The 17,818-nt window shown below is 70.6% G+C and carries 17 protein-coding genes; 8 read left to right on the forward strand and 9 right to left on the reverse strand.

Translation table 11 applies throughout. The annotated features are described in order from the left end of the window. Window positions 1-68 precede the first annotated feature (68 nt). Together Plo01_RS11805 and Plo01_RS11810 are read right to left on the reverse strand one after the other, a co-directional pair. The gene (locus Plo01_RS11805; RefSeq protein ID WP_203890574.1) at window positions 69-929 is read right to left on the reverse strand and encodes a class F sortase; all 861 of its coding nucleotides are present in this window, start codon (window positions 927-929) and stop codon (window positions 69-71) included. 15 nt (window positions 930-944) lie between these two features. Further along, window positions 945-2,258, reverse strand: coding sequence for a hypothetical protein (locus Plo01_RS11810; protein ID WP_203890575.1), 1,314 nt, complete (start codon window positions 2,256-2,258; stop codon window positions 945-947). Between the two features lie 292 nt (window positions 2,259-2,550). Here Plo01_RS11810 and Plo01_RS11815 point away from each other — a divergent pair, with 292 nt between their 5' ends. The 4 genes from Plo01_RS11815 (at window position 2,551) to Plo01_RS11830 (ending at window position 6,656) form a co-directional block, all read left to right on the forward strand. Next, entirely contained in the window at window positions 2,551-3,696 is a 1,146-nt protein-coding gene (locus Plo01_RS11815; protein ID WP_203890576.1) for an acyl-CoA dehydrogenase family protein, read from the forward strand. A 93-nt stretch (window positions 3,697-3,789) separates the two neighbouring features. Continuing rightward, window positions 3,790-5,838 (forward strand): methyl-accepting chemotaxis protein, encoded by a 2,049-nt coding sequence (locus Plo01_RS11820; RefSeq protein ID WP_203890577.1) that lies wholly within the window; start codon window positions 3,790-3,792, stop codon window positions 5,836-5,838. 90 nt (window positions 5,839-5,928) lie between these two features. Then, window positions 5,929-6,426, forward strand: a complete 498-nt coding sequence (locus Plo01_RS11825; protein ID WP_203890578.1) for a DUF2975 domain-containing protein — start codon at window positions 5,929-5,931, stop codon at window positions 6,424-6,426. Continuing rightward, window positions 6,426-6,656 (forward strand): helix-turn-helix domain-containing protein, encoded by a 231-nt coding sequence (locus Plo01_RS11830; protein ID WP_203890579.1) that lies wholly within the window; start codon window positions 6,426-6,428, stop codon window positions 6,654-6,656. Before Plo01_RS11825 ends, Plo01_RS11830 begins: the two co-directional genes overlap by 1 nt. Here the strand turns inward: Plo01_RS11830 and Plo01_RS11835 are convergent. Continuing rightward, window positions 6,646-7,170, reverse strand: a complete 525-nt coding sequence (locus Plo01_RS11835) for a hypothetical protein (protein ID WP_203890580.1) — start codon at window positions 7,168-7,170, stop codon at window positions 6,646-6,648. The genes Plo01_RS11830 and Plo01_RS11835 overlap by 11 nt on opposite strands. A 214-nt stretch (window positions 7,171-7,384) precedes the next feature. On the opposite strand from Plo01_RS11835, the gene Plo01_RS11840 reads away from it, so the two are divergent. Beyond that, window positions 7,385-7,546: a hypothetical protein gene (locus Plo01_RS11840; RefSeq protein ID WP_203890581.1), complete on the forward strand. Its 162-nt coding sequence runs from the start codon at window positions 7,385-7,387 to the stop codon at window positions 7,544-7,546. A 43-nt stretch (window positions 7,547-7,589) separates the two neighbouring features. Here Plo01_RS11840 and Plo01_RS11845 read toward each other — a convergent pair whose 3' ends face one another. The 5 genes from Plo01_RS11845 to pdxH all read right to left on the reverse strand — a co-directional run bounded on the left by Plo01_RS11845 (window position 7,590) and on the right by pdxH (window position 13,828). Beyond that, entirely contained in the window at window positions 7,590-8,366 is a 777-nt protein-coding gene (locus Plo01_RS11845) for an alpha/beta fold hydrolase (RefSeq protein WP_203890582.1), read from the reverse strand. Window positions 8,367-8,556: 190 nt separating this feature from the next. Next, window positions 8,557-10,788 carry an ATP-binding SpoIIE family protein phosphatase gene (locus Plo01_RS11850; RefSeq protein ID WP_203890583.1) on the reverse strand — a complete coding sequence of 744 codons (2,232 nt, stop codon included), beginning with the start codon at window positions 10,786-10,788 and terminating at the stop codon, window positions 8,557-8,559. Between the two features lie 120 nt (window positions 10,789-10,908). Next, window positions 10,909-11,613: an iron-dependent transcriptional repressor DtxR gene (locus Plo01_RS11855; protein WP_203890584.1), complete on the reverse strand. Its 705-nt coding sequence runs from the start codon at window positions 11,611-11,613 to the stop codon at window positions 10,909-10,911. Between the two features lie 235 nt (window positions 11,614-11,848). Beyond that, complete coding sequence (locus Plo01_RS11860; RefSeq protein ID WP_203890585.1) at window positions 11,849-13,096, reverse strand: MFS transporter; 1,248 nt, start codon at window positions 13,094-13,096, stop codon at window positions 11,849-11,851. Between the two features lie 78 nt (window positions 13,097-13,174). Further along, window positions 13,175-13,828 (reverse strand): pyridoxamine 5'-phosphate oxidase, encoded by a 654-nt coding sequence (pdxH, locus tag Plo01_RS11865; protein ID WP_203890586.1) that lies wholly within the window; start codon window positions 13,826-13,828, stop codon window positions 13,175-13,177. A 169-nt stretch (window positions 13,829-13,997) separates the two neighbouring features. Here pdxH and Plo01_RS11870 point away from each other — a divergent pair, with 169 nt between their 5' ends. Together Plo01_RS11870 and serC are read left to right on the forward strand one after the other, a co-directional pair. After that, on the forward strand, window positions 13,998-15,104 hold the full coding sequence (locus tag Plo01_RS11870) for a citrate synthase 2 (protein WP_203890587.1): 1,107 nt from the start codon (window positions 13,998-14,000) through the stop codon (window positions 15,102-15,104). Window positions 15,105-15,280: 176 nt separating this feature from the next. Continuing rightward, window positions 15,281-16,390 (forward strand): phosphoserine transaminase, encoded by a 1,110-nt coding sequence (serC, locus tag Plo01_RS11875; RefSeq protein WP_203890588.1) that lies wholly within the window; start codon window positions 15,281-15,283, stop codon window positions 16,388-16,390. A 118-nt stretch (window positions 16,391-16,508) separates the two neighbouring features. Here serC and Plo01_RS11880 read toward each other — a convergent pair whose 3' ends face one another. Continuing rightward, window positions 16,509-17,093 carry an anthrone oxygenase family protein gene (locus tag Plo01_RS11880; protein WP_239316173.1) on the reverse strand — a complete coding sequence of 195 codons (585 nt, stop codon included), beginning with the start codon at window positions 17,091-17,093 and terminating at the stop codon, window positions 16,509-16,511. Between the two features lie 100 nt (window positions 17,094-17,193). On the opposite strand from Plo01_RS11880, the gene Plo01_RS11885 reads away from it, so the two are divergent. Then, window positions 17,194-17,817 (forward strand): TetR/AcrR family transcriptional regulator, encoded by a 624-nt coding sequence (locus Plo01_RS11885; protein WP_239316175.1) that lies wholly within the window; start codon window positions 17,194-17,196, stop codon window positions 17,815-17,817. Window position 17,818 lies beyond the last annotated feature (1 nt).

Genomic DNA, 17,818 nt, shown 5'->3' on the forward strand with positions numbered 1-17,818 from the left:
CTCCGGCATTCCCCCTCAGTACGGACATCCCACCGTGAAGAGATGCGCCGCCCGTCACTGCCGCCCCCTCAGGTGCGGCGAGTGGCGGAGAGGGTGGCGTAGACGATGATGTTGTCGGTGTAGTGGCGGGTCTTGGGGTTGTAGACGCCGCCGCAGGTGATCAGGCGCAGAGTCGCCTCACCCGTGTTGCCGTAGACCCGCTTGGACGGGAAGGTCGACTTGCTGACCTGCTCGACCCCGTCCACGGTGAACTCCACGACCGCCCCGTCCGTGCGGGACACCTTGATCTTGTCACCGCGCCTGAGCTCCTTGAGGCGGCTGAAGACGGCGGCCCTGCCGTGGGCGTTGACATGCCCGAGGACGACCGAGGGGCCCTGCTGCCCGGGGATGGGGCCGTGCTTGTACCAGCCCGCCAGTCCCGGCTTGCTCAGCGGGGGCGTCTGGACCCGCTGCCTGGCGTCGACCCCGAGGGACATCAGCGAGGTCATCACGCCGATCTTCGGAATGGCCAGCTTCCTGGGCATGACGCGGGTGCCGGTCTTGAGCGGCTCCGGCGGCATCACCACGGGCAACGGCGGCGGAGCCGTGGGCGCGGCGGCGGTGAGCACCTCCGTCCCGCCCGGCCCGACCTGTTCGGGCAGGGGCGCCGGGTCCTGCCCCTGCGGCTGTCCCGGGTTCACCTGCTGCCCCTGCTCCGGCGCGTTCTCCAGCGGCATGGTGGCCGCCAGCGGAGCCGGGGGCCCGTAGGGCTCCTCCTCGGCGGGCGGGGCGAGATAGGCGAGCAGCCCCGCCATGACCAGGCCCACGCCGGCGAGCGACCCGGCCACCAGGAGTCCCGGGAGCAGCATGCCCTTGCGCCTGCCGCCGGGTGGAGGGGTCGTCTGCCCCTGATAGGGGTCCGGCGCGCCGTACGAAGGCCCTTGATACATCCTCGCCGCTCCCGTCTACTCCCGGCCGCCCGCGTGGGACGCCCGGCTCCGCCTGAGCGCCACTCCGCCGAGCACGCCGCCGAAGATCATCGCTGATCCGGCCCCGACGAGAACGAATCCCGGCGTCTGCTCGGGACCCACGCCGGTGTCGGCTCCGCCGTCCGGGACCAGTGTGACCTGGGGCGTGGTGGGCGTCGCCCGGGTGGGCGTGACGGTCGCGGTCACGGTGACGGTCGGCTTGGGCGTCGTCCCCGCGGCGGACGAGGAACTGCTCGCGGAGGAACTGCTGCTGGCGGAAGAGGAACTGGAGGCCGAGGGCGACGAGCTCCTCGTGGGAGTGCTCGTGGCGGTGCTCGTGGAAGTGGGCGAGGAGCTCCCCGTGGGGGTCGAGGTGTTCGAGATGGTGACGTCCACGGACACCGGGTCGCTGATGAGCGTGCAGGTGGCCCGGTACTGCGACGGCGGGCTCGCCAGCTCGTCGGTGATCACACGGAAGGCGTCGAGCTGCGCCCACTTGTCCTGTTCGTCGTTCACGACCTGGACGCGGTGCTTGCCGTAGGGGAGGCCGCGGAGGCTCCACAGCGTCAGTCCGCCCTTGTTGGCGAAGTTCGTCGGGGTGCCGTCGTCTTCCTTCGAGGCGTCGACGTAGGCCGGCGTGGTCTCCTTGCCGTCGACGTAGAACCGGACCCTGCCCGCGCGGTAATCACGCTGGGCGACGTACTCGATCCCGGTTCCGGTGAACTCCAGGGCGGCCCTGGAATCCTTCTGCGTCGCGCGGTGGATGTCGTGGTGGTGGTTGCCGTGGTGCGCGTCCTGGTCGTTGAGGTCCTGCCAGTCGCCGGTCTCGTACTGCACCCGCGGGTCGTCGTCGTTGACCATGACCTCGCCGGCCGGGGGCGTGAAGTCCACCACCAGGGTCTTCGGCGTGACCTTGACCTTCGTCGCCCGGGTGGTGTGCGCCGCGTCGGAGATCCCCTTGGGGAGTTCCAGCGGGGTGTCGGGCCGGAGCGGGCCGGACTGCTCCAGGGCGCCGGTCGGCTTGAGCACGCCGTACCAGCCGCCGGAGAGCTCCACGTCTCCGGTGACGGTGACCTTGCCCTTGGGCGCGAAGAAGTCGGGGGAACCGAACTTGGTGCCGTCCATGTAGGCGATCGACCAGTCGACGCCGAGCGGCTGTCCGACCGTGAGCGTCGTCGGGATCGAGAGCGTGGTCCGGAGGTTCACCGGCCCGTTCTTCGCGACTCCGCCCGTGCACGTGTAATCGACCACCAGGTCGACGTTGTTCGCGGCGGCCGTGCCGGAGGACAGGACGACCAGTGCGCCGCTCAACAACCCCAGGGCCGAAACCGCGACCGCTCCGCGGAGCCCCGCTCCCCACCGCACCACTGGACACTCCGCTCGCGAGGGCCTGGCCACAAAAGTGGCCATTTGATCACAACCGGTCAGGATCGTACTGGTATGCGGAGGTTGTCGGCAGAGGTTCGGGAGACTCTCAGGACACTGTGGCGGAGTTGTGATCTCAGTCCGGCCCGAAGTCCTGCGCAGTCCCGGCGACCTCCTATACCTCTCGGTAACAGAATCGTATTCTGGTAAGCGAGACCTGACGCTCTGGAGGCAGTCAATGCAGCGAGACCTCTTCGACGAGGAGCACGATCTCTTCCGCGAGACCGTGCGCGAGTTCCTGGCCCGGGAGGTCGTGCCGAACCACGACCGGTGGGAGAAGGACGGCATCGTCCCCCGCGAGGTGTGGAAGAAGGCCGGCGAGATCGGCATGTTCGGCTTCGGGGTGCCGGAGGAGTTCGGCGGGGCGGGGATCACCGACTTCCGGTACAACGCCGTGATCGTCGAGGAGATCATCCGGATCGGAGCCTCGGGACTCGGCTTCTCCCTGCACAACGACGTCATGGCGCCGTACTTCGTCGAGATGACGAACGACGAGCAGAAGGCCCGCTGGCTGCCCGGGTTCGCCGCCGGGGAGCTGATCACGGCGGTCGCGATGACCGAGCCGGGGGCGGGCAGCGACCTGCAGGGGATCCGGACCACCGCCCGCCGGGAGGGCGACCACTACGTCGTCAACGGCCAGAAGACCTTCATCACCAACGGCATCAACGCCGACCTGGTCGTGGTCGTGGCCAAGACCGACCCGGAGCAGGGCGCCCGGGGCACCTCGCTCCTGGTCGTCGAGCGCGGCGCGGAGGGCTTCACCCGGGGCCGCAACCTCGAGAAGATCGGCATGAAGGCCCAGGACACCGCCGAGCTGTTCTTCGAGGACGTACGGGTCCCGGCCGCCAACCTGCTCGGCGATCAAGAGGGGCAGGGCTTCTTCCAGCTCATGGCCAACCTGCCGCAGGAGCGCCTGTCGATCGCGGTGGCCGCCGTGGCCGCCGCCGAGACCGTCCTGGCGATGACCGTCGAGTACTGCAAGAGCCGCAAGGCGTTCGGGCGGAACATCGGCAGCTTCCAGAACACCCGGTTCGTCCTGGCCGAGCTGGACACCGAGGTCGAGATCGCCCGGCACTACCTGGACAAGTGCATCCGCGCCCTCAACGCCAGGCAGCTCACCGTCGTGGACGCCGCCAAGGCCAAGTGGTGGACCACCGAGCTGCAGACCAAGGTCATCGACCGCTGCCTCCAGCTCCACGGCGGGTACGGCTACATGATGGAGTACCCGGTGGCCAAGGCCTGGATCGACAGCCGGGTGCAGACCATCTACGGCGGCACCACCGAGATCATGAAGGAGATCATCGGCCGCTCCTTCGGGTTCTGAGGATCTGCCCCGGAGCCTCCATCCCGCCTTCCCGCGGAGCACGGGGTGGAGGCTTTGACTAATGACCGGCCCTCGCCGCCCGATATCTGTGTCGTGAAACTCAGACGTCTACGAGCGGGCTCTCCCCTGGCGGGGGTCCTCGTCCTTGTGGTCGTCGCGCTCGGTTTCCTGGCTCACCGCCAGCTCACCGTCACCGCGTTCGACCGGGTCGAGGCCGACCGGGTGGCCCAGGAAGCGCAGCGGGTGCGTGTCGCGCTGGACTACGAGACCCGGTCGCTCAGCGACTACGGTGCCGCCAAGTCCATCTGGGACAGCTCGTTCACTGACGTGCGCACGGCCGACCCGTCCACCTTCGCGGCGGACTTCCCGCCGCGCGACATCCAGCGCATCTCCGGCGTGGACGGTGTCGTCAGCACCGGCCCGGACGGCATCGTGCGGGCCGGCGGGCTGGTCGGGACCGGGGCGGGCTTCGACCCGCTCCCCCAGGAGCTGGCCCGGCCCGCGCTGCTGAAGCAGCTCTTCGACATCGAGGGCGAGGCGGGATCGGCTCGCTGCGGCGTCGTCCGGACGTCCACCACGGCCTTGCTGTACTGCGGTTTCGCCAGCTATCCGGGGAACGGGGCCGGCGAGCCCGCGGGCGGCCTCATCTACTTCAGGGCCCTGGACCAGACCCGCCTCACCGCGCTCGGCGACCAGGTCGACCTGCCGGTGACGCTGGCCGACCGGGCGCACGCGCCCGGCGACCACTCGCTCACGCTGCCCAGCCGGCTGGGGGACCTGAAGGTCACCACGGACGTGCTCGACGAGCACCGCGTCAGCGTCGACATCGCCCTGCCCACCGTGGGAGGACCCGCGATCGTCCTGGAGACCGTACGCGACCGCCCGGTCCACAGGACGGCGACGGAGGTGTCGCGCAACGTGCTCGCGCTGATCGTGGTCGCGACGGCGGCCCTGCTCGGAGCGGTGACGACGCTGGTGCGCCGGAGGATCAGGCAGCAGGTGGGAACGGTGCGCCGTGCCGCCGAGGCCGCCATCGCCTCCGGCCACCGCGCCCTGCGCGAACGATCCGACGACCGCGGCGAGATCCGCGCCCTGGAGACGGTCATCGACACCATGCTCGACACGATGGCCAAGCAGGACGCGGCCCTGGAGCGCGCCAACGCCGCCCGGGAGGAGCAGCAGCGCGCCTCGTACGCCCAGCGCCAGCTCAACGAGCAGCAGGCCCGCCGCCGCGCCCAGGAAGTGATCAACGCCAACATCTCGACCATCATGAGCGAGCTCCGCGTGGTGGCGGACGCGACCGCCGAGCTCCTCGGTGTGGCGGGCGCCGTCGACAGGCAGGTCTCCACGACCGACGCCCTCACCAGTCGCATCATCGAGCAGGCGCGCAGGGCCAGCGACTCGACCACGCAGCTCGAGACGAGCCTGCGCAAGGTGGAGGGGGTCGCCCACATCATCTCCAGCGTGGCCGCGCAGACCCATCTGCTGGCGCTCAACGCCACCGTCGAGGCCGTCCGCTCGGGTGAGACCGGCAAGGGCTTCAACGTCGTGGCCCAGGAGGTCAAGGAGCTGGCCACGGCGACGACCCAGTCCACCGACGAGATCACCGCCATCATCCGGTCGCTGGAGCAGAACACCAGCGCCATGGCGGGCGCGCTCACCGGGATGACCGGCGGCGTCGTCGACCTCGACGAGGCGGTCGCCCAGGTCAGCACCATCGTCCAGGAGCAGCACTCCAGCGTCGGCCTGCTCAGGGAGTACCTGGAGCGGGCGATCCACCGGATCTCGACCATGGAGGACCTGACCAAGCAGCTCGAGCGCCGCGGCGACCCGCGCGTGGCGGTCAGCGGCGCGACCCAGCTCCGTCTGGGCGGTCAGAGCTACCCCGTCCAGCTGCTCGACCTGAGCGTCTCCGGGACGCAGTGCACCACCGTCCAGGACGTCCCGCTCCAGCCGGGAGACCTCGTCGCGATCGACATCCCGCTGCTGGGCGAGCGCCCCGTGAAGCTGCGCGCCGGAGTGGTCCGCTGCCGGAAGAACGACGGCGTCACCGAGATCGGCCTGTGCTTCACCGATGTCTCGCCCGCCGCGGCGAGCAGCATCAACCAGTACGTCATGGCGGCGCTCTTCGAGCAGGCCTGACCGGAGACCGGGAAACCGGCCGACCCCGCTCCTTGCTCCATCTATCGATTATCGATAGATTTAAATCGTAGTTCGATCGATGGAGGAGTGATGGGAAAGCTGACCGTGTACGCGCTGCGCGCCGTGCTCGCGCTGCTGCTCGCCGGTTCGGTGTTCGTCCAGGCGGTGATGGTGCCGCTGTTCGCCGCCGACCTGGAGATGCTCAAGCCGGAGTTCGCGTACCTGCGCCTCCCGCTCATCGCGATCCCGTTCCTGGGCATCGTGACGGCCGAGGTCATCCTGGTCTGCGTCTGGCAGCTGGTGACGATGGTCCGGCGCGGGACCGTGTTCTCCCACGCCGCCTTCCGGTACGTGCACATCGTGATCGGCGCGCTCGTGGCGGCCGCCCTCCTGGTGTTCGCGCTGGCGGTCGTCCTGGCCCCGGGCGACCCCGTCGCCCCCGGCATCGTCCTGTTGATCTGCGGGGTCTCCCTTGCGATCCTCGGGGTCGCGCTCATCGTGCTCGTGCTGCGGATGCTGCTCGCCCAGGCCGTCGCGCGCGACGCCGAGGCGACGCAGATGCAGGCCGAGCTGGACGAGGTGATCTGATGCCGATCGTCGTCGACATCGACGTGATGCTGGCCAAGCGGAAGATGTCCGTGGGCGAGCTCGCGGACCGCGTCGGGATCACACCCGCCAACCTGGCGGTGCTCAAGAACGGCCGCGCCAAGGCGGTGCGCTTCACGACGCTCGCCGCCCTCTGCGAGGTGCTCGAGTGCCAGCCGGGAGACCTGCTGCGCTGGGAGGACGGGCAGGATCCGGCCGGGGTCAGTTCCTGACGATCTCCTCGATCTCCGTGGCCAGGTCGTCCTGGATCGACACCTTGGCGTAGAGGGAGACCCCCGACTTCAGGGCCTTCTTCAGCTGGTCGACACTGCACTTGTGCGGGATCGCCCCGGTGTCGCAGATGCTCCCCTGCGCGTCGAGCACCACGGTGAACGGCGTCAGCGTGGCCTCGTACGCCGCGGCGTCGTCGCCCTCCACCTTGATCGAGTCCGCGCCCTTCAAGGTGACCAGTCCCGTCACGTCCCTGTCGGCCCCGCTGTCCCGGAGACTGCTCGGGGCCGCCTCCGAGCGCGTCGTCTCGGGCGCCGGGGACTCCGGGACGGCGGATTGCGAGGCGTCGGGCGTGGCGGCCGAGGACTCCTGGGCGGTCGGCTGCGGGGCCTGGGACGCGGCGGCCGAGGCCGAGGGGGCGGCCTCGGTCCCTCTCTGCTCCGCCGAGCAGGCCGCCAGGCCCACCGTGAGAGCGGCCGCCAGCAGGACGCGGGTTACCTTCAGAGCTCCGTTCACGGGCTCACCATCCCACGGATGCCGGTCAACACTCACATCACGCGCAACAGCGGCATCCACGGCATCCCGGGTCGCGCAGCTTCTCCCGCCCGCCATCGGGCGGGCCCGGGACTCCCGTCACCGGGCCCGTCCGGGATTCGCCCGCCGCCGCACGGCGCATGCGGCGGCCGTACCGCGCATACTGGTCAGCGAAGGCTCCCCCGAGGCGGTGACGATGGACAGCGGACTGATCCTGCTCGTCTTCCTGGCGTTCCTGTTCGCCTGGGGGCTGAACCGGGTGCGCCGGGCCTTCCGGTTCGGTCCGGTCGCCTACGCGGGCGTGATGATCGTTTTCATCATCGTGATGCTCGCCGTCTGGGGCCAGACCATGCGCTGACCCCCTCCCCGGGAGAGGCTCCACGGGGCGTTCTCCAGGGCTTCTACAGGGCGGAGGCCTCCAGCAGCACCCGGGCGATCAGCTCGGGGTCGTCGCTCATCGGCACGTGCCCGCACCCCTTCAGCAGCTTCACCCGCTGCCCCGACCACTTCGCGGCCCGTACGGCCTGCCGCCGCAGCAGCAGCCGGTCGTGCTCGCCCCAGGCGATCGTGATCGGCGTCTTCGGCGGCGCCGGAGGCATCAGCCCGGTGAACGAGTCGAGGGTCTCGTCGAACCCCACGGCACCGCGCAGGGCCTCTCCCGCGGCGAGGACGGCCTCGTCGCTCATCCTGCCCGGGTGGGCCACCATCACCCCGGTGGACAGCGCCTTGGCGATCGGGTTGCGCACCGTCAGGTCGGCCCGCTCCGGCGGGGTGGCCAGGGCCAGCCCCCTGGTCGCCCGGAGCACGCTCTGCGCGTAGACGAGCTCTCCGCGGGTCCAGAAACCCGCCGGGGAGAGCGCGCACGCCGTACGGACGACGCCGCGGGAGGCGAGCTCCAGCGCGACGTAGCCGCCCAGCGAGTTGCCCGCCACGTGCGGCTCGCGGAGTCCGAGCATCGTGCAGAAGGACTCGACCGCGTCGGCGAGCGTCTCGGCGGTGTACGGCGTGCCGGCGGGCAGCGGCGGCGAGACGCCGAAGCCCGGGAAGTCGACGGCGATCACATCACGCTCGGCGGCGAGCCGGTCGAGCACCGGCAGCCATCCCTGCCAGTGGTGCCCGATGCCGTGCAGCAGGACGAGGGGCGGTCCAGCCCCGCGCCGTTCGAAGGCCAGCTCCATCCCCCCACTCAAGCACCGATCGGGACAGCGGCCTAGTGTCTCGTCACCATTCACCGGCGTCCCGCCGCACCCGGGCGCCCGCCGCGCACGGGCGCCCGCCGCGCACGGGAGGCCGACGGAGTCCGGCCGGCCCCGGCCGGAGCCGCCGGGACCCGGTGAGGCTCAGGAACCCGGGGACGCCGGTGAGAGGTCAGCGGGACTTGGTGGGGATCTCGAACCAGACGGCCTTGCCCTCCGTGGTGGGGCGGGAGCCCCAGCGCCTGGCGAGCTGGTCGACCAGGTAGAGGCCGCGGCCGCCCTCGTCGTTCTCGCCCGCGCTGCGGATGCGGGGCAGGCGCAGGTCCTGGTCGAAGACCTCGACCCAGACGGACTCCCCGCCCCGGCGGAGCCGGAGCGTGAACTCCTTCTCGGCGATGATCTCCTCGTCGAAGCCGGGGACGTCCCAGGAGTCCTCGAACCCGCCCAGCATGCCGCCGTCCACCACCAGTTCCCGGCGCGGGACGCTGGCGCTGGCGGCGTGCAGCACGACGTTCGTGACCACCTCGGAGACGAGCAGGCAGGCCAGTTCGGCGCGTTCTTCCGGGACGTTCCAGCCGGCGAACGCCTCGGCCGCCATCCGCCGGGCCTCGCTCACCATGATCGGCTGAGCCGAGAAGGTGCGCTCTTCGACGTCGAGGTCGGTGGCCGACGACCTGACCACCAGGATGGCCATGTCGTCGTCGATCTCCCCGGGCACCGCGACCGTCGCGGCCTCGGCGATGCTCTCCACCGAGGTGTCGGAGGCCTCGACGAGCTTGTCGCACAGGAGCGAGAGCGTCTCCTCGTCGCTGAGCGGCGTCTCGCCGGAGTCGCGGGCGGGGCGGCGGTCCACCAGGCCGTCGGTGTAGAGCAGCAGGGAGGCCCCGGGCGGGAGCGTCCGGGTCTCCTCCTTGTAGACCAGGTCGGCGTGCATGCCCTTGGCCCGGACGCCGAGCGGCTGGCCGACCTCCTTGATGTCGAGCTCGACGCAGGAGCCGTCCACGAGGAGCAGCGGCGGGGCGTGCCCGGCGTTGGCGAAGGACAGCTGGCGCGACCAGGCGTCGTAGACGAGGTACTGGCAGGTGACGATCGGGGGGACGCTGATGTCGGCGCCGCTGTCGTCCTGCTCGGGTGTGGCGATGATGCGGGTCCACTCGTCGAGCCGGGCGAGGATCTCCGCGGGCGGCTTGTCGTCCTGGGCAAAGGCGCGCAGCGCGGCGCGCAGCTGTCCCATGACGGCGGCCGCCTTGGCGCCGCGGCCCTCGACGTCGCCGATGACGATGCCGACCCGGCCCGCGGACAGGGGGATCACGTCGTACCAGTCGCCGCCGACCTGGGTCTGGATGCCCTGGCCGTGCGAGGCCAGCGGAGCGGCCGGGAAGTAGCGGACGGCGATCTCCAGCCCGTCGAGCTGGGGCAGCTCGCGCGGGAGCAGGTGCTTCTGGAAGGACTCGGCGGTGTGCCGCTCCTCCTCGAACAGCAGCGCGTTGTCCACGGCCAGCGCGACCCGGGTGGCGATGGCGCCGACGAAGTCCCGGTCGAAGGTGTCGTAGTGCGGGCTGCGCCGGTCGGTCAGGTTGGACAGCCCGAGGTACATCAGCCCGAGGGTCTCGCCGCGCACGCACAGCGGCGCGACGATGGCGGAGGTCAGGCCGACCTCGGCGGCCAGGCGGGTGCTGCCCTCGCTGGGGCTGGGGTAGTTGGTCTGGGCGAAGTCCTCGACCAGGATGGTCTCCTGGCGGCGGAGCGCGGTGTCGGCGTAGTGGCCCGCCGGGTAGCGGATCTCGGCGCCGAGCGGAGCCCAGGTGTCGGGGGGCGGGCTCCAGCCCTGCACGTGGGTGGAGACCCTCCGGGTGAGCCGGTCGCCCTCCATCAGCTCGATGAAGCAGTGGTCGGCGAACTGCGGGACGAGCATCTCCGCGACGCGCTTGAGCGTCTCCTCGACGTAGAGCGAGCCGGCCAGCCGCTCGCCGATCCGCTCCAGCAGGCCGAAGCGGTCTTTCTCCCGCTCGTTGCTGCGCATGGCCTCGCGGGCCGTGATGACGATCCCCGTCACCGACCCCGAGGGGTGCCGCAGCGGCACGGCCTGGGCGCGCACGTAGAGCATCGTCCCGTCCGCGCGCTTGACGTCGAAGGTGCCCTCCCAGACACCGCCCTTGAGAACGTGCTTGGCCAGCTCGACGGCGAGCGGGTTCTCCTTTTCCAGGATTCCGAGAGTGAAGCCTTCGGAATCGCCCGGCCCCTGGGGGCCGGGACGGCCGAACAGCTTCTCGGCGAACGGGTTCCAGTAGAGAAGGTTGCTGAAGCGGTCGGTGACGACCACCGCCATCTCAGCCTGATCGAGGACGGAACCCGCCGATAGATGGTCGGCGGCATCCTCTGACAGATCCCCCCACCGCTTCATCCGTTGACCACCCCTCGGGGACGGCTGTGCGCAAAGCGAACCACGGTTGCTCCTGCTGCAGTCTCGGCATGGGAGTGGAGGGTCTCCCGTGTGGGATCCAACCAAGCAGGAGCACGCCGGTCAGCGCGTGGCGACGAAGACGTGGGCAGCGGTTTCCCGCGGCAGGACCGCAACAGAGTTGCCCGTCTCATCGTCACCCGTCACCCGCACACCGTCGTCGCTCGCCGCGAGCGTCACCTCGCGTCCGGGTTGTATCCCAACTTGCTTGAGTTTAAGCATCACAGCGGGATCGCTTTGCACTTGTTCGCTAATTCGACGGACGACGACGGGTATATCCCTGGGTCCGGCCACGTCGGCCATGGAGGGCAGGGTCTCCCCCTCGGCCCCGGCGATGCCCGGGACGCCGAGTTCTTCCAGGCCCGGAATGGGATTGCCGTGCGGGTCGCGGGTGGGATTGTTCAGCAACGTGACCAGGCGGGCCTCGACGGACTCCGACATCACGTGCTCCCAGCGGCACGCCTCGATGTGCACCTCCTCCCAGGGGAGGCCGATCACCTGGGTCAGCAGGCATTCGGCGAGGCGGTGCTTGCGCATGACGCGGGTGGCGAGCGTGCGCCCCAGCTCGGTCATGGTCAGGTGCCGGTCACCCTCGACCCGGACCAGGCCGTCTCGCTCCATCCGCGCGACCGTTTGGCTGACGGTCGGGCCGCTCTGCTGGAGCCGCTCGGCGATTCGCGCACGCAGAGGGACGATTCCCTCTTCCTCCAGCTCGAAAATCGTGCGGAGGTACATCTCCGTGGTGTCGATCAGGCCGTGTGCGGTCAAGGCTCCTCCCGTCCTATCTCGATGTTACGTCCATGTCCTGCGCCGGTCTGCCGTCCGTACGGTCATGACGGACTGGAAAGTCCCATACGGCCACGCCCGACCGGAAAGTCTCAGACCCCGGACCGGAGTCTCAAATCGAAGCTCGAACTCCGACCCTATTGGGAGAATCACCCGCGGTGACCCACGACGGCAAAGGACACCAACACCGCGACGGCGTAGATCCTTCCCTACCTGCTCAAACCGCACGTGAAGCCGAGGAGTACTTTCTGAACGCCGGTACGGCCAGCCCCGCGGCGAGCACCGCGACCGCGCACGCCAATCCTCCGCCGACCCATGACGCGGTGGCGCCGAGCCAGGTCGCCACGGCCCCGGCGCGCAGATCGCCCAGGCGGGGGCCGCCGGCGACCACCACCGTGAACACCCCCTGCATCCGCCCGCGCATCTCGTCGGGCGCGTGGGTCTGCAGGATCGTCTGCCGCCACACCGCCGAGATCATGTCCGCGGCCCCGCCGACCGCGAGCAGGGCGACCATCAGCCACAGCTCCCGGGCGAGTCCGGAGGCGGCGACGCTGAGCCCCCATACGGCGATCGTGATCGTGAGCGCCAGGCCCTGGCGCCGTACCCGGCCGACCCAGCCCGACAGCAGGCCGCCGAGGACCGAGCCGATGGCGATGCTCGCCGTCAGCCAGCCGAACGCGATCGACGAGCCGCCGAAGCGCTCGTCCGCGATCTCCGGGAAAAGCGCCCTGGGCAGCGCGAACGCCATGGCGATGATGTCCACGACGAACGACATGAGCACCACCCGGTTGCCGGCGATGTAGCGCAGGCCGTCGGCCACCGAGCGCAGGCCGGGGCGGGTCGTCTCGCCCAGGGGCGCGAGCCGCGGCAGCCGTACCGCGGCGTAGAAGCCCGCGCCGAACAGCACCGCGTCGACGAGGTAGACCAGGGCGAAATCGCCCCGGGCCAGCACGACGCCCGCGATCAGCGGGCCGATCACCGAGCCCAGGCTCCAGACCAGGAAGTTGAGCGTGTTGGCCGCCGGGACCAGTTCCACGGGGAGCAGCCGGGGGATGATCGCGACCCGGGTCGGGCTGGTGACGGCGAATCCGGTGGCGTGCACGGCCACCGTCGCCAGCAGCAGGCCGACGCTCGCCACGCCGAGGACCGTCTGGAGCAGCAGGGCGAGCGTCCCCGCCCAGGCGACCAGGGCGGCGCGGATCAGCAGCTTGCGCCGGTCGACCGCGTCGGCGACCGCCCCGCCCCAGAGCCCGAAGACGACCAGCGGGATGAGGTTGGCCGGGCCCAGCATGCCGACCCAGAAGGACGAGCCGGTCATCTCGTAGATCTGCTTGGCGACCGCCGTCGAGGTGAGCTGGAAGCCGATGAACGACACGCCCTGGCCCGCCCAGAGCCGACGGTAGGCGGGGGTGCCGAGCGGCCGGACGTCCACCAGGTGCCTGCGCAGGGAATCCGCCAGCCCCACGATCGCTCCCTCCACCGACCGGATACATCGGATATTTCGGAAAACACATGATCTCAGGGGGGAGCGAGCCGGAGGACGTCAGGGGGCCAGGCGCTCGACGGCCCAGGAGCCCCCGGAACGGCGGTAACGCAGGCGGTCGTGCATGCGGTCGAGCTGCCCCTGCCAGAACTCCACCTCCGCCGGCACGACCCGGAACCCGCCCCAGAAGTCCGGCACCGGCGGTTCCTCCGGCCAGCGGGCCGCCAGCCGGGCGTACCGCTCGTCCAGTTCCTCCCGGGAGCCCACGACCGCCGACTGGCGCGACGCCCAGGCGCCGATCCGCGAGCCGTACGGCCGCGACCGGAAGTAGGCGGCCGACTCCTCGCGCGGGATCCGCACCACCGAGCCCTCCACCCGCACCTGGCGGCGGATGGAGTGCCAGGGGAACAGCAGGCTCGCCCGGGGGTTCTCGGCCAGATCACGGCCCTTGCGCGACTCGTAGTTGGTGTAGAAGACGAATCCGTCGGCGTCATAGCCCTTCAGCAGCACGGTCCTGGCCGTCGGCCGGCCGCCCGCCGAACAGGTCGCGACGATCATCGCGTTCGGCTCGGGAAGCCCGGCGTCCACCGCCTCCGCGAACCAGGCGGCGAACTGCGAGATGGGATCGGATGCGAGATCGGCCTCCAGCAGGGGAAGACCCTCGTAGGTACGGCGAAGCCCCGCCAGCGACGGCGGGCGCGAGGTGGCGTCCACGAAACGGTATTGTCGCGTGTTTGACGGAGAGCCTGCGCACCGCCCCTCACCTGGGGCTATCGCGTTCAGGCGGGTCCGGTGACACGCCACCGCGACCCAGCGGGTTGAATATGACCCGCCGGTATCTCGACATCAAGGCTTTGACTTCAAGAAAGGGAGGCGGCCGAGAATGTCCGACTTCAAACCCGGGCTCGAAGGCGTCGTAGCTTTCGAGACGGAGATCGCGGAACCGGACAAAGAAGGGGGCGCCCTCCGCTACCGGGGCGTCGACATCGAAGAGCTGGTCGGCCGCGTCTCGTTCGGCAACGTGTGGGGCCTGCTCGTCGACAACAAGTTCCAGCCGGGCCTTCCCCCGGCCGAGCGCTACCCCATTCCTGTCCATTCCGGTGACATCCGCGTCGACGTGCAGAGTGCGCTGGCCATGCTGGCCCCTCACTACGGCTTCCGGCCGCTGCTCGACATCGACGAGGATGAGGCGCGCGACAACCTCGCGCGCGCAAGTGTGACCGCCCTCAGCTTCGTCGCCCAGTCGGCGCGCGGCCAGGGCCAGCCCGTGGTCCCGGAGAAGCGGGTCGACGAGGCCGAGAGCATCGTCGAGCGCTTCATGGTCCGCTGGCGGGGCGAGCCCGACCCCAAGCACGTCAAGGCCATCGACGCCTACTGGGTCTCCGCGGCCGAGCACGGTATGAACGCCTCCACCTTCACCGCCCGCGTCATCGCCTCCACCGGCGCCGACGTCTCCGCGGCGCTGAGCGGCGCGGTGGGCGCCATGTCGGGCCCGCTGCACGGCGGCGCCCCGGCCCGCGTGCTGCACATGATCGAGGGTGTCGAGCAGGTCGGCGACGCCAAGAAGTACGTCCAGGGCGAGCTCGACAAGGGCCAGCGCCTCATGGGCTTCGGCCACCGCGTCTACCGCGCCGAGGACCCGCGTGCCCGGGTGCTGCGCCGTACCGCCAAGGAGCTCGACGCGCCGCGTTACGAGGTCGCCGCCGCGCTGGAGAAGGCCGCCCTGGAGGAGCTGCACGCCCGCAAGCCCGACCGGGTGCTCGCCACCAACGTCGAGTACTGGGCCGCGGTCATCCTGGACTTCGCCCAGGTTCCCTCGCACATGTTCACCTCGATGTTCACCTGCGCCCGCACCGCGGGCTGGGCCGCTCACATCCTGGAGCAGAAGCGCACGGGCAGGCTCGTCCGCCCCAGCGCCGACTATGTCGGCCCGGCCCAGCGTTCGGTCCACGACGTCCCCGGCGCCGCCGAGATCCTCGGCGACGCCTGACCGTTCCCGGAACGGCCTGACCGCCGTCCGATCCCGGTCCGATCCGGCCCGGCGCATCCGGCCGGAACGGCTGCCGCGCGGTTCCCCGCGCGGCAGCCGTTCCGCATTTCAAGCACGGATGTCTCAAACCCCGGACCCAGGTCTAGTCCAATGAGCGGGCTTAGTAGGCTGGCCAGGTGGCTGACATCGTTATTCCCTCAGACCTCAAGCCCGCCGACGGCCGTTTCGGCTGCGGGCCCTCCAAGGTGCGCCCCGAGCAGCTGGCGGCGCTGGCCGCCTCCGGCTCCTCCGTCCTGGGCACCTCTCACCGCCAGAAGCCGGTGAAGTCGCTCGTCGGACGCGTCCGGGCGGGCCTGTCGGAGCTGTTCTCCCTGCCCGAGGGATACGAGGTCGTCCTCGGCAACGGCGGCACCACCGCGTTCTGGGACATCGCCGCCTTCGGGCTCATCCGGGAGCGGTCGCAGCACCTGCACTTCGGCGAGTTCTCCTCCAAGTTCGCCTCCGTGGCGGCGAAGGCCCCGTGGCTGGGCGACCCGTCCGTCATCAAGTCCGAGGTCGGCAGCCACCCCGAGGCCGTCACCGAGGCGGGCGTGGACGTCTACGCGCTCACCCACAACGAGACCTCGACCGGCGTCGCCATGCCCATCAAGCGGGTCGGCGAGGAGGGCTCGCTGGTGCTCGTCGACGCCACCTCCGGCGCCGGCGGCCTGCCCGTCGACATCAGCGAGACCGACGTCTACTACTTCGCCCCGCAGAAGAGCTTCGCCTCCGACGGCGGCCTGTGGATCGCCCTGATGTCCCCGGCCGCGCTGGCCCGGGTCGAGGAGATCGCGGGCAGCGGGCGCTACATCCCCGAGTTCTTCAGCCTGCCGATCGCGATCGACAACTCCGCCAAGGACCAGACCTACAACACCCCGGCGGTCGCCACCCTCTTCCTGCTCGCCGAGCAGATCGAGTGGATGAACGGCAACGGCGGCCTGGCCTGGACCACCGCCCGCACCGCCGACTCGGCCGGCCGGCTCTACACGTGGGCGGAGAAGACCTCCTACACCACGCCGTTCGCCGGTCCGGAGTTCCGCTCCGATGTGGTGGGCACCATCGACTTCGCCGACGGGGTGGACGCCGCCGCGGTGGCCAAGACGCTGCGCGCCAACGGCATCGTCGACACCGAGCCCTACCGCAAGCTCGGCCGCAACCAGCTGCGCATCGCGATGTTCCCGTCCGTCGACCCGGCCGACGTCGAGGCGCTGACGCACTGCATCGACTACGTGGTCGAGCGGCTCTGACAGCCCCTGTACGGCTCCTGTCAGGCCCGGGAAGGCCCGCCCTTCCCGGGCCTGACTCATTGCGGGCCGCACGCTCCACGGGCCCTACAGCGCCGCCCGCACCCCTTCCCCGCCTCTCTCAGCGCTCCGGCCGCGCGGTGTGCCGGCCGTGCAGCATCAGCGCCCGGACCAGGCAGGCGAGCGCCGCGGTCGAGGCGACCGTCCGCGTGGTGTTCCAGGCCGTCCACACCCCCTCGTAGGAGGCGCGCGCCGCCGCCGGGTCGGCGAGGGAGGCCGGGTCCCCGGCCGCGGCGAGCTGCTCGTTGAGCGGCACGTTGACGCCCATGGTGATGCCGAAGGCCGCGCCGTACAGCACGAGCGCGGCGACGACCCAGCCGAGCACCGGCCGCTGCGCCCGGCCCAGGTGCAGTGCGGCGGCGACGGCGGTCACGAGCAGCGCGCCGAAGAAAGCGGGCGCGAACCAGACATTGCGCACGGTCGCGTTGATCCACTGCATGGAGTCGATGAAGGTGCGGTCGTCGACCCGGGCCAATCCGATCATGACGGAGCAGGCGTAGGCGTAGAAGAACCCCGCGATGAGTCCCATCAGCGTCGTCGCGGAGGCCAGCGTCCAGCCGCGCACGCGCCCGGCGGTCCGGCTCGGGGAGGGGGCGGTCGTGATCGTGGCCGTGGTCGTCTCGGTGGACGACGGGGTGAGCGGCATGGGAGGCCTTCCGGTGGAGCGGCTAAAATCGAACCATCGAGTACGTTTTAAACCGTACCCGATGGTTCGATTAAGAGCGAGCGCACATCCAGGAGAGACCGTGACCGGACAGAGCCGCCGGGGCCGTCCCCGCTCGGGCGAGCAGGCCGCCAGGCGCCGGGCGGCGCTCGACGCCGCACTCGCCGAACTCGTCGAGCACGGCGTGGAGGGCATGACCATGCAGGCGGTGGCGGCCCGTGCCGGGTCGTCCAAGGAGAGCCTGTACACCTGGTTCGGCAACCGCCAGGGAATGCTCGCGGCGCTGATCCAGCGGCAGTCCGAGCAGGTCAACGCCGCGGTGACGGCGGCGCTGGAGCGTCCGTCCGAACCGCGCGCCACCCTCACCGCCATCGCGGAGAACCTGCTCGCCCTGCTCGTCGGCGACGCCTCGGTGGCGCTGAACCGGGCGGCCATGGCGTCGGGAGAGCTGTCGGAGCTGCTGCTCCGGCACGGCCGCCACAGCACCGGCCCGCTGGTCGAGGACTATCTCGGCCGGCTGGCCGCGGAAGGGCTGCTGCGGATCGACGACCCGGCGGAGGCGTTCCGGCTCCTGTACGGCCTGGCCGTACGCGACCTGCAGATCCGGGTGCTGCTGGGCGAGCGCCCCCCGTCGGCGGACAGCGTCCGCGCCGACGCCCGAACCGCCGTCGACCGTTTCCTGGCCCTCACCGGCGGAGGCCGGTGAG

Origin of the sequence: Planobispora longispora (assembly GCF_016863135.1) — a bacterium.
GTDB lineage: Bacteria > Actinomycetota > Actinomycetes > Streptosporangiales > Streptosporangiaceae > Planobispora > Planobispora longispora.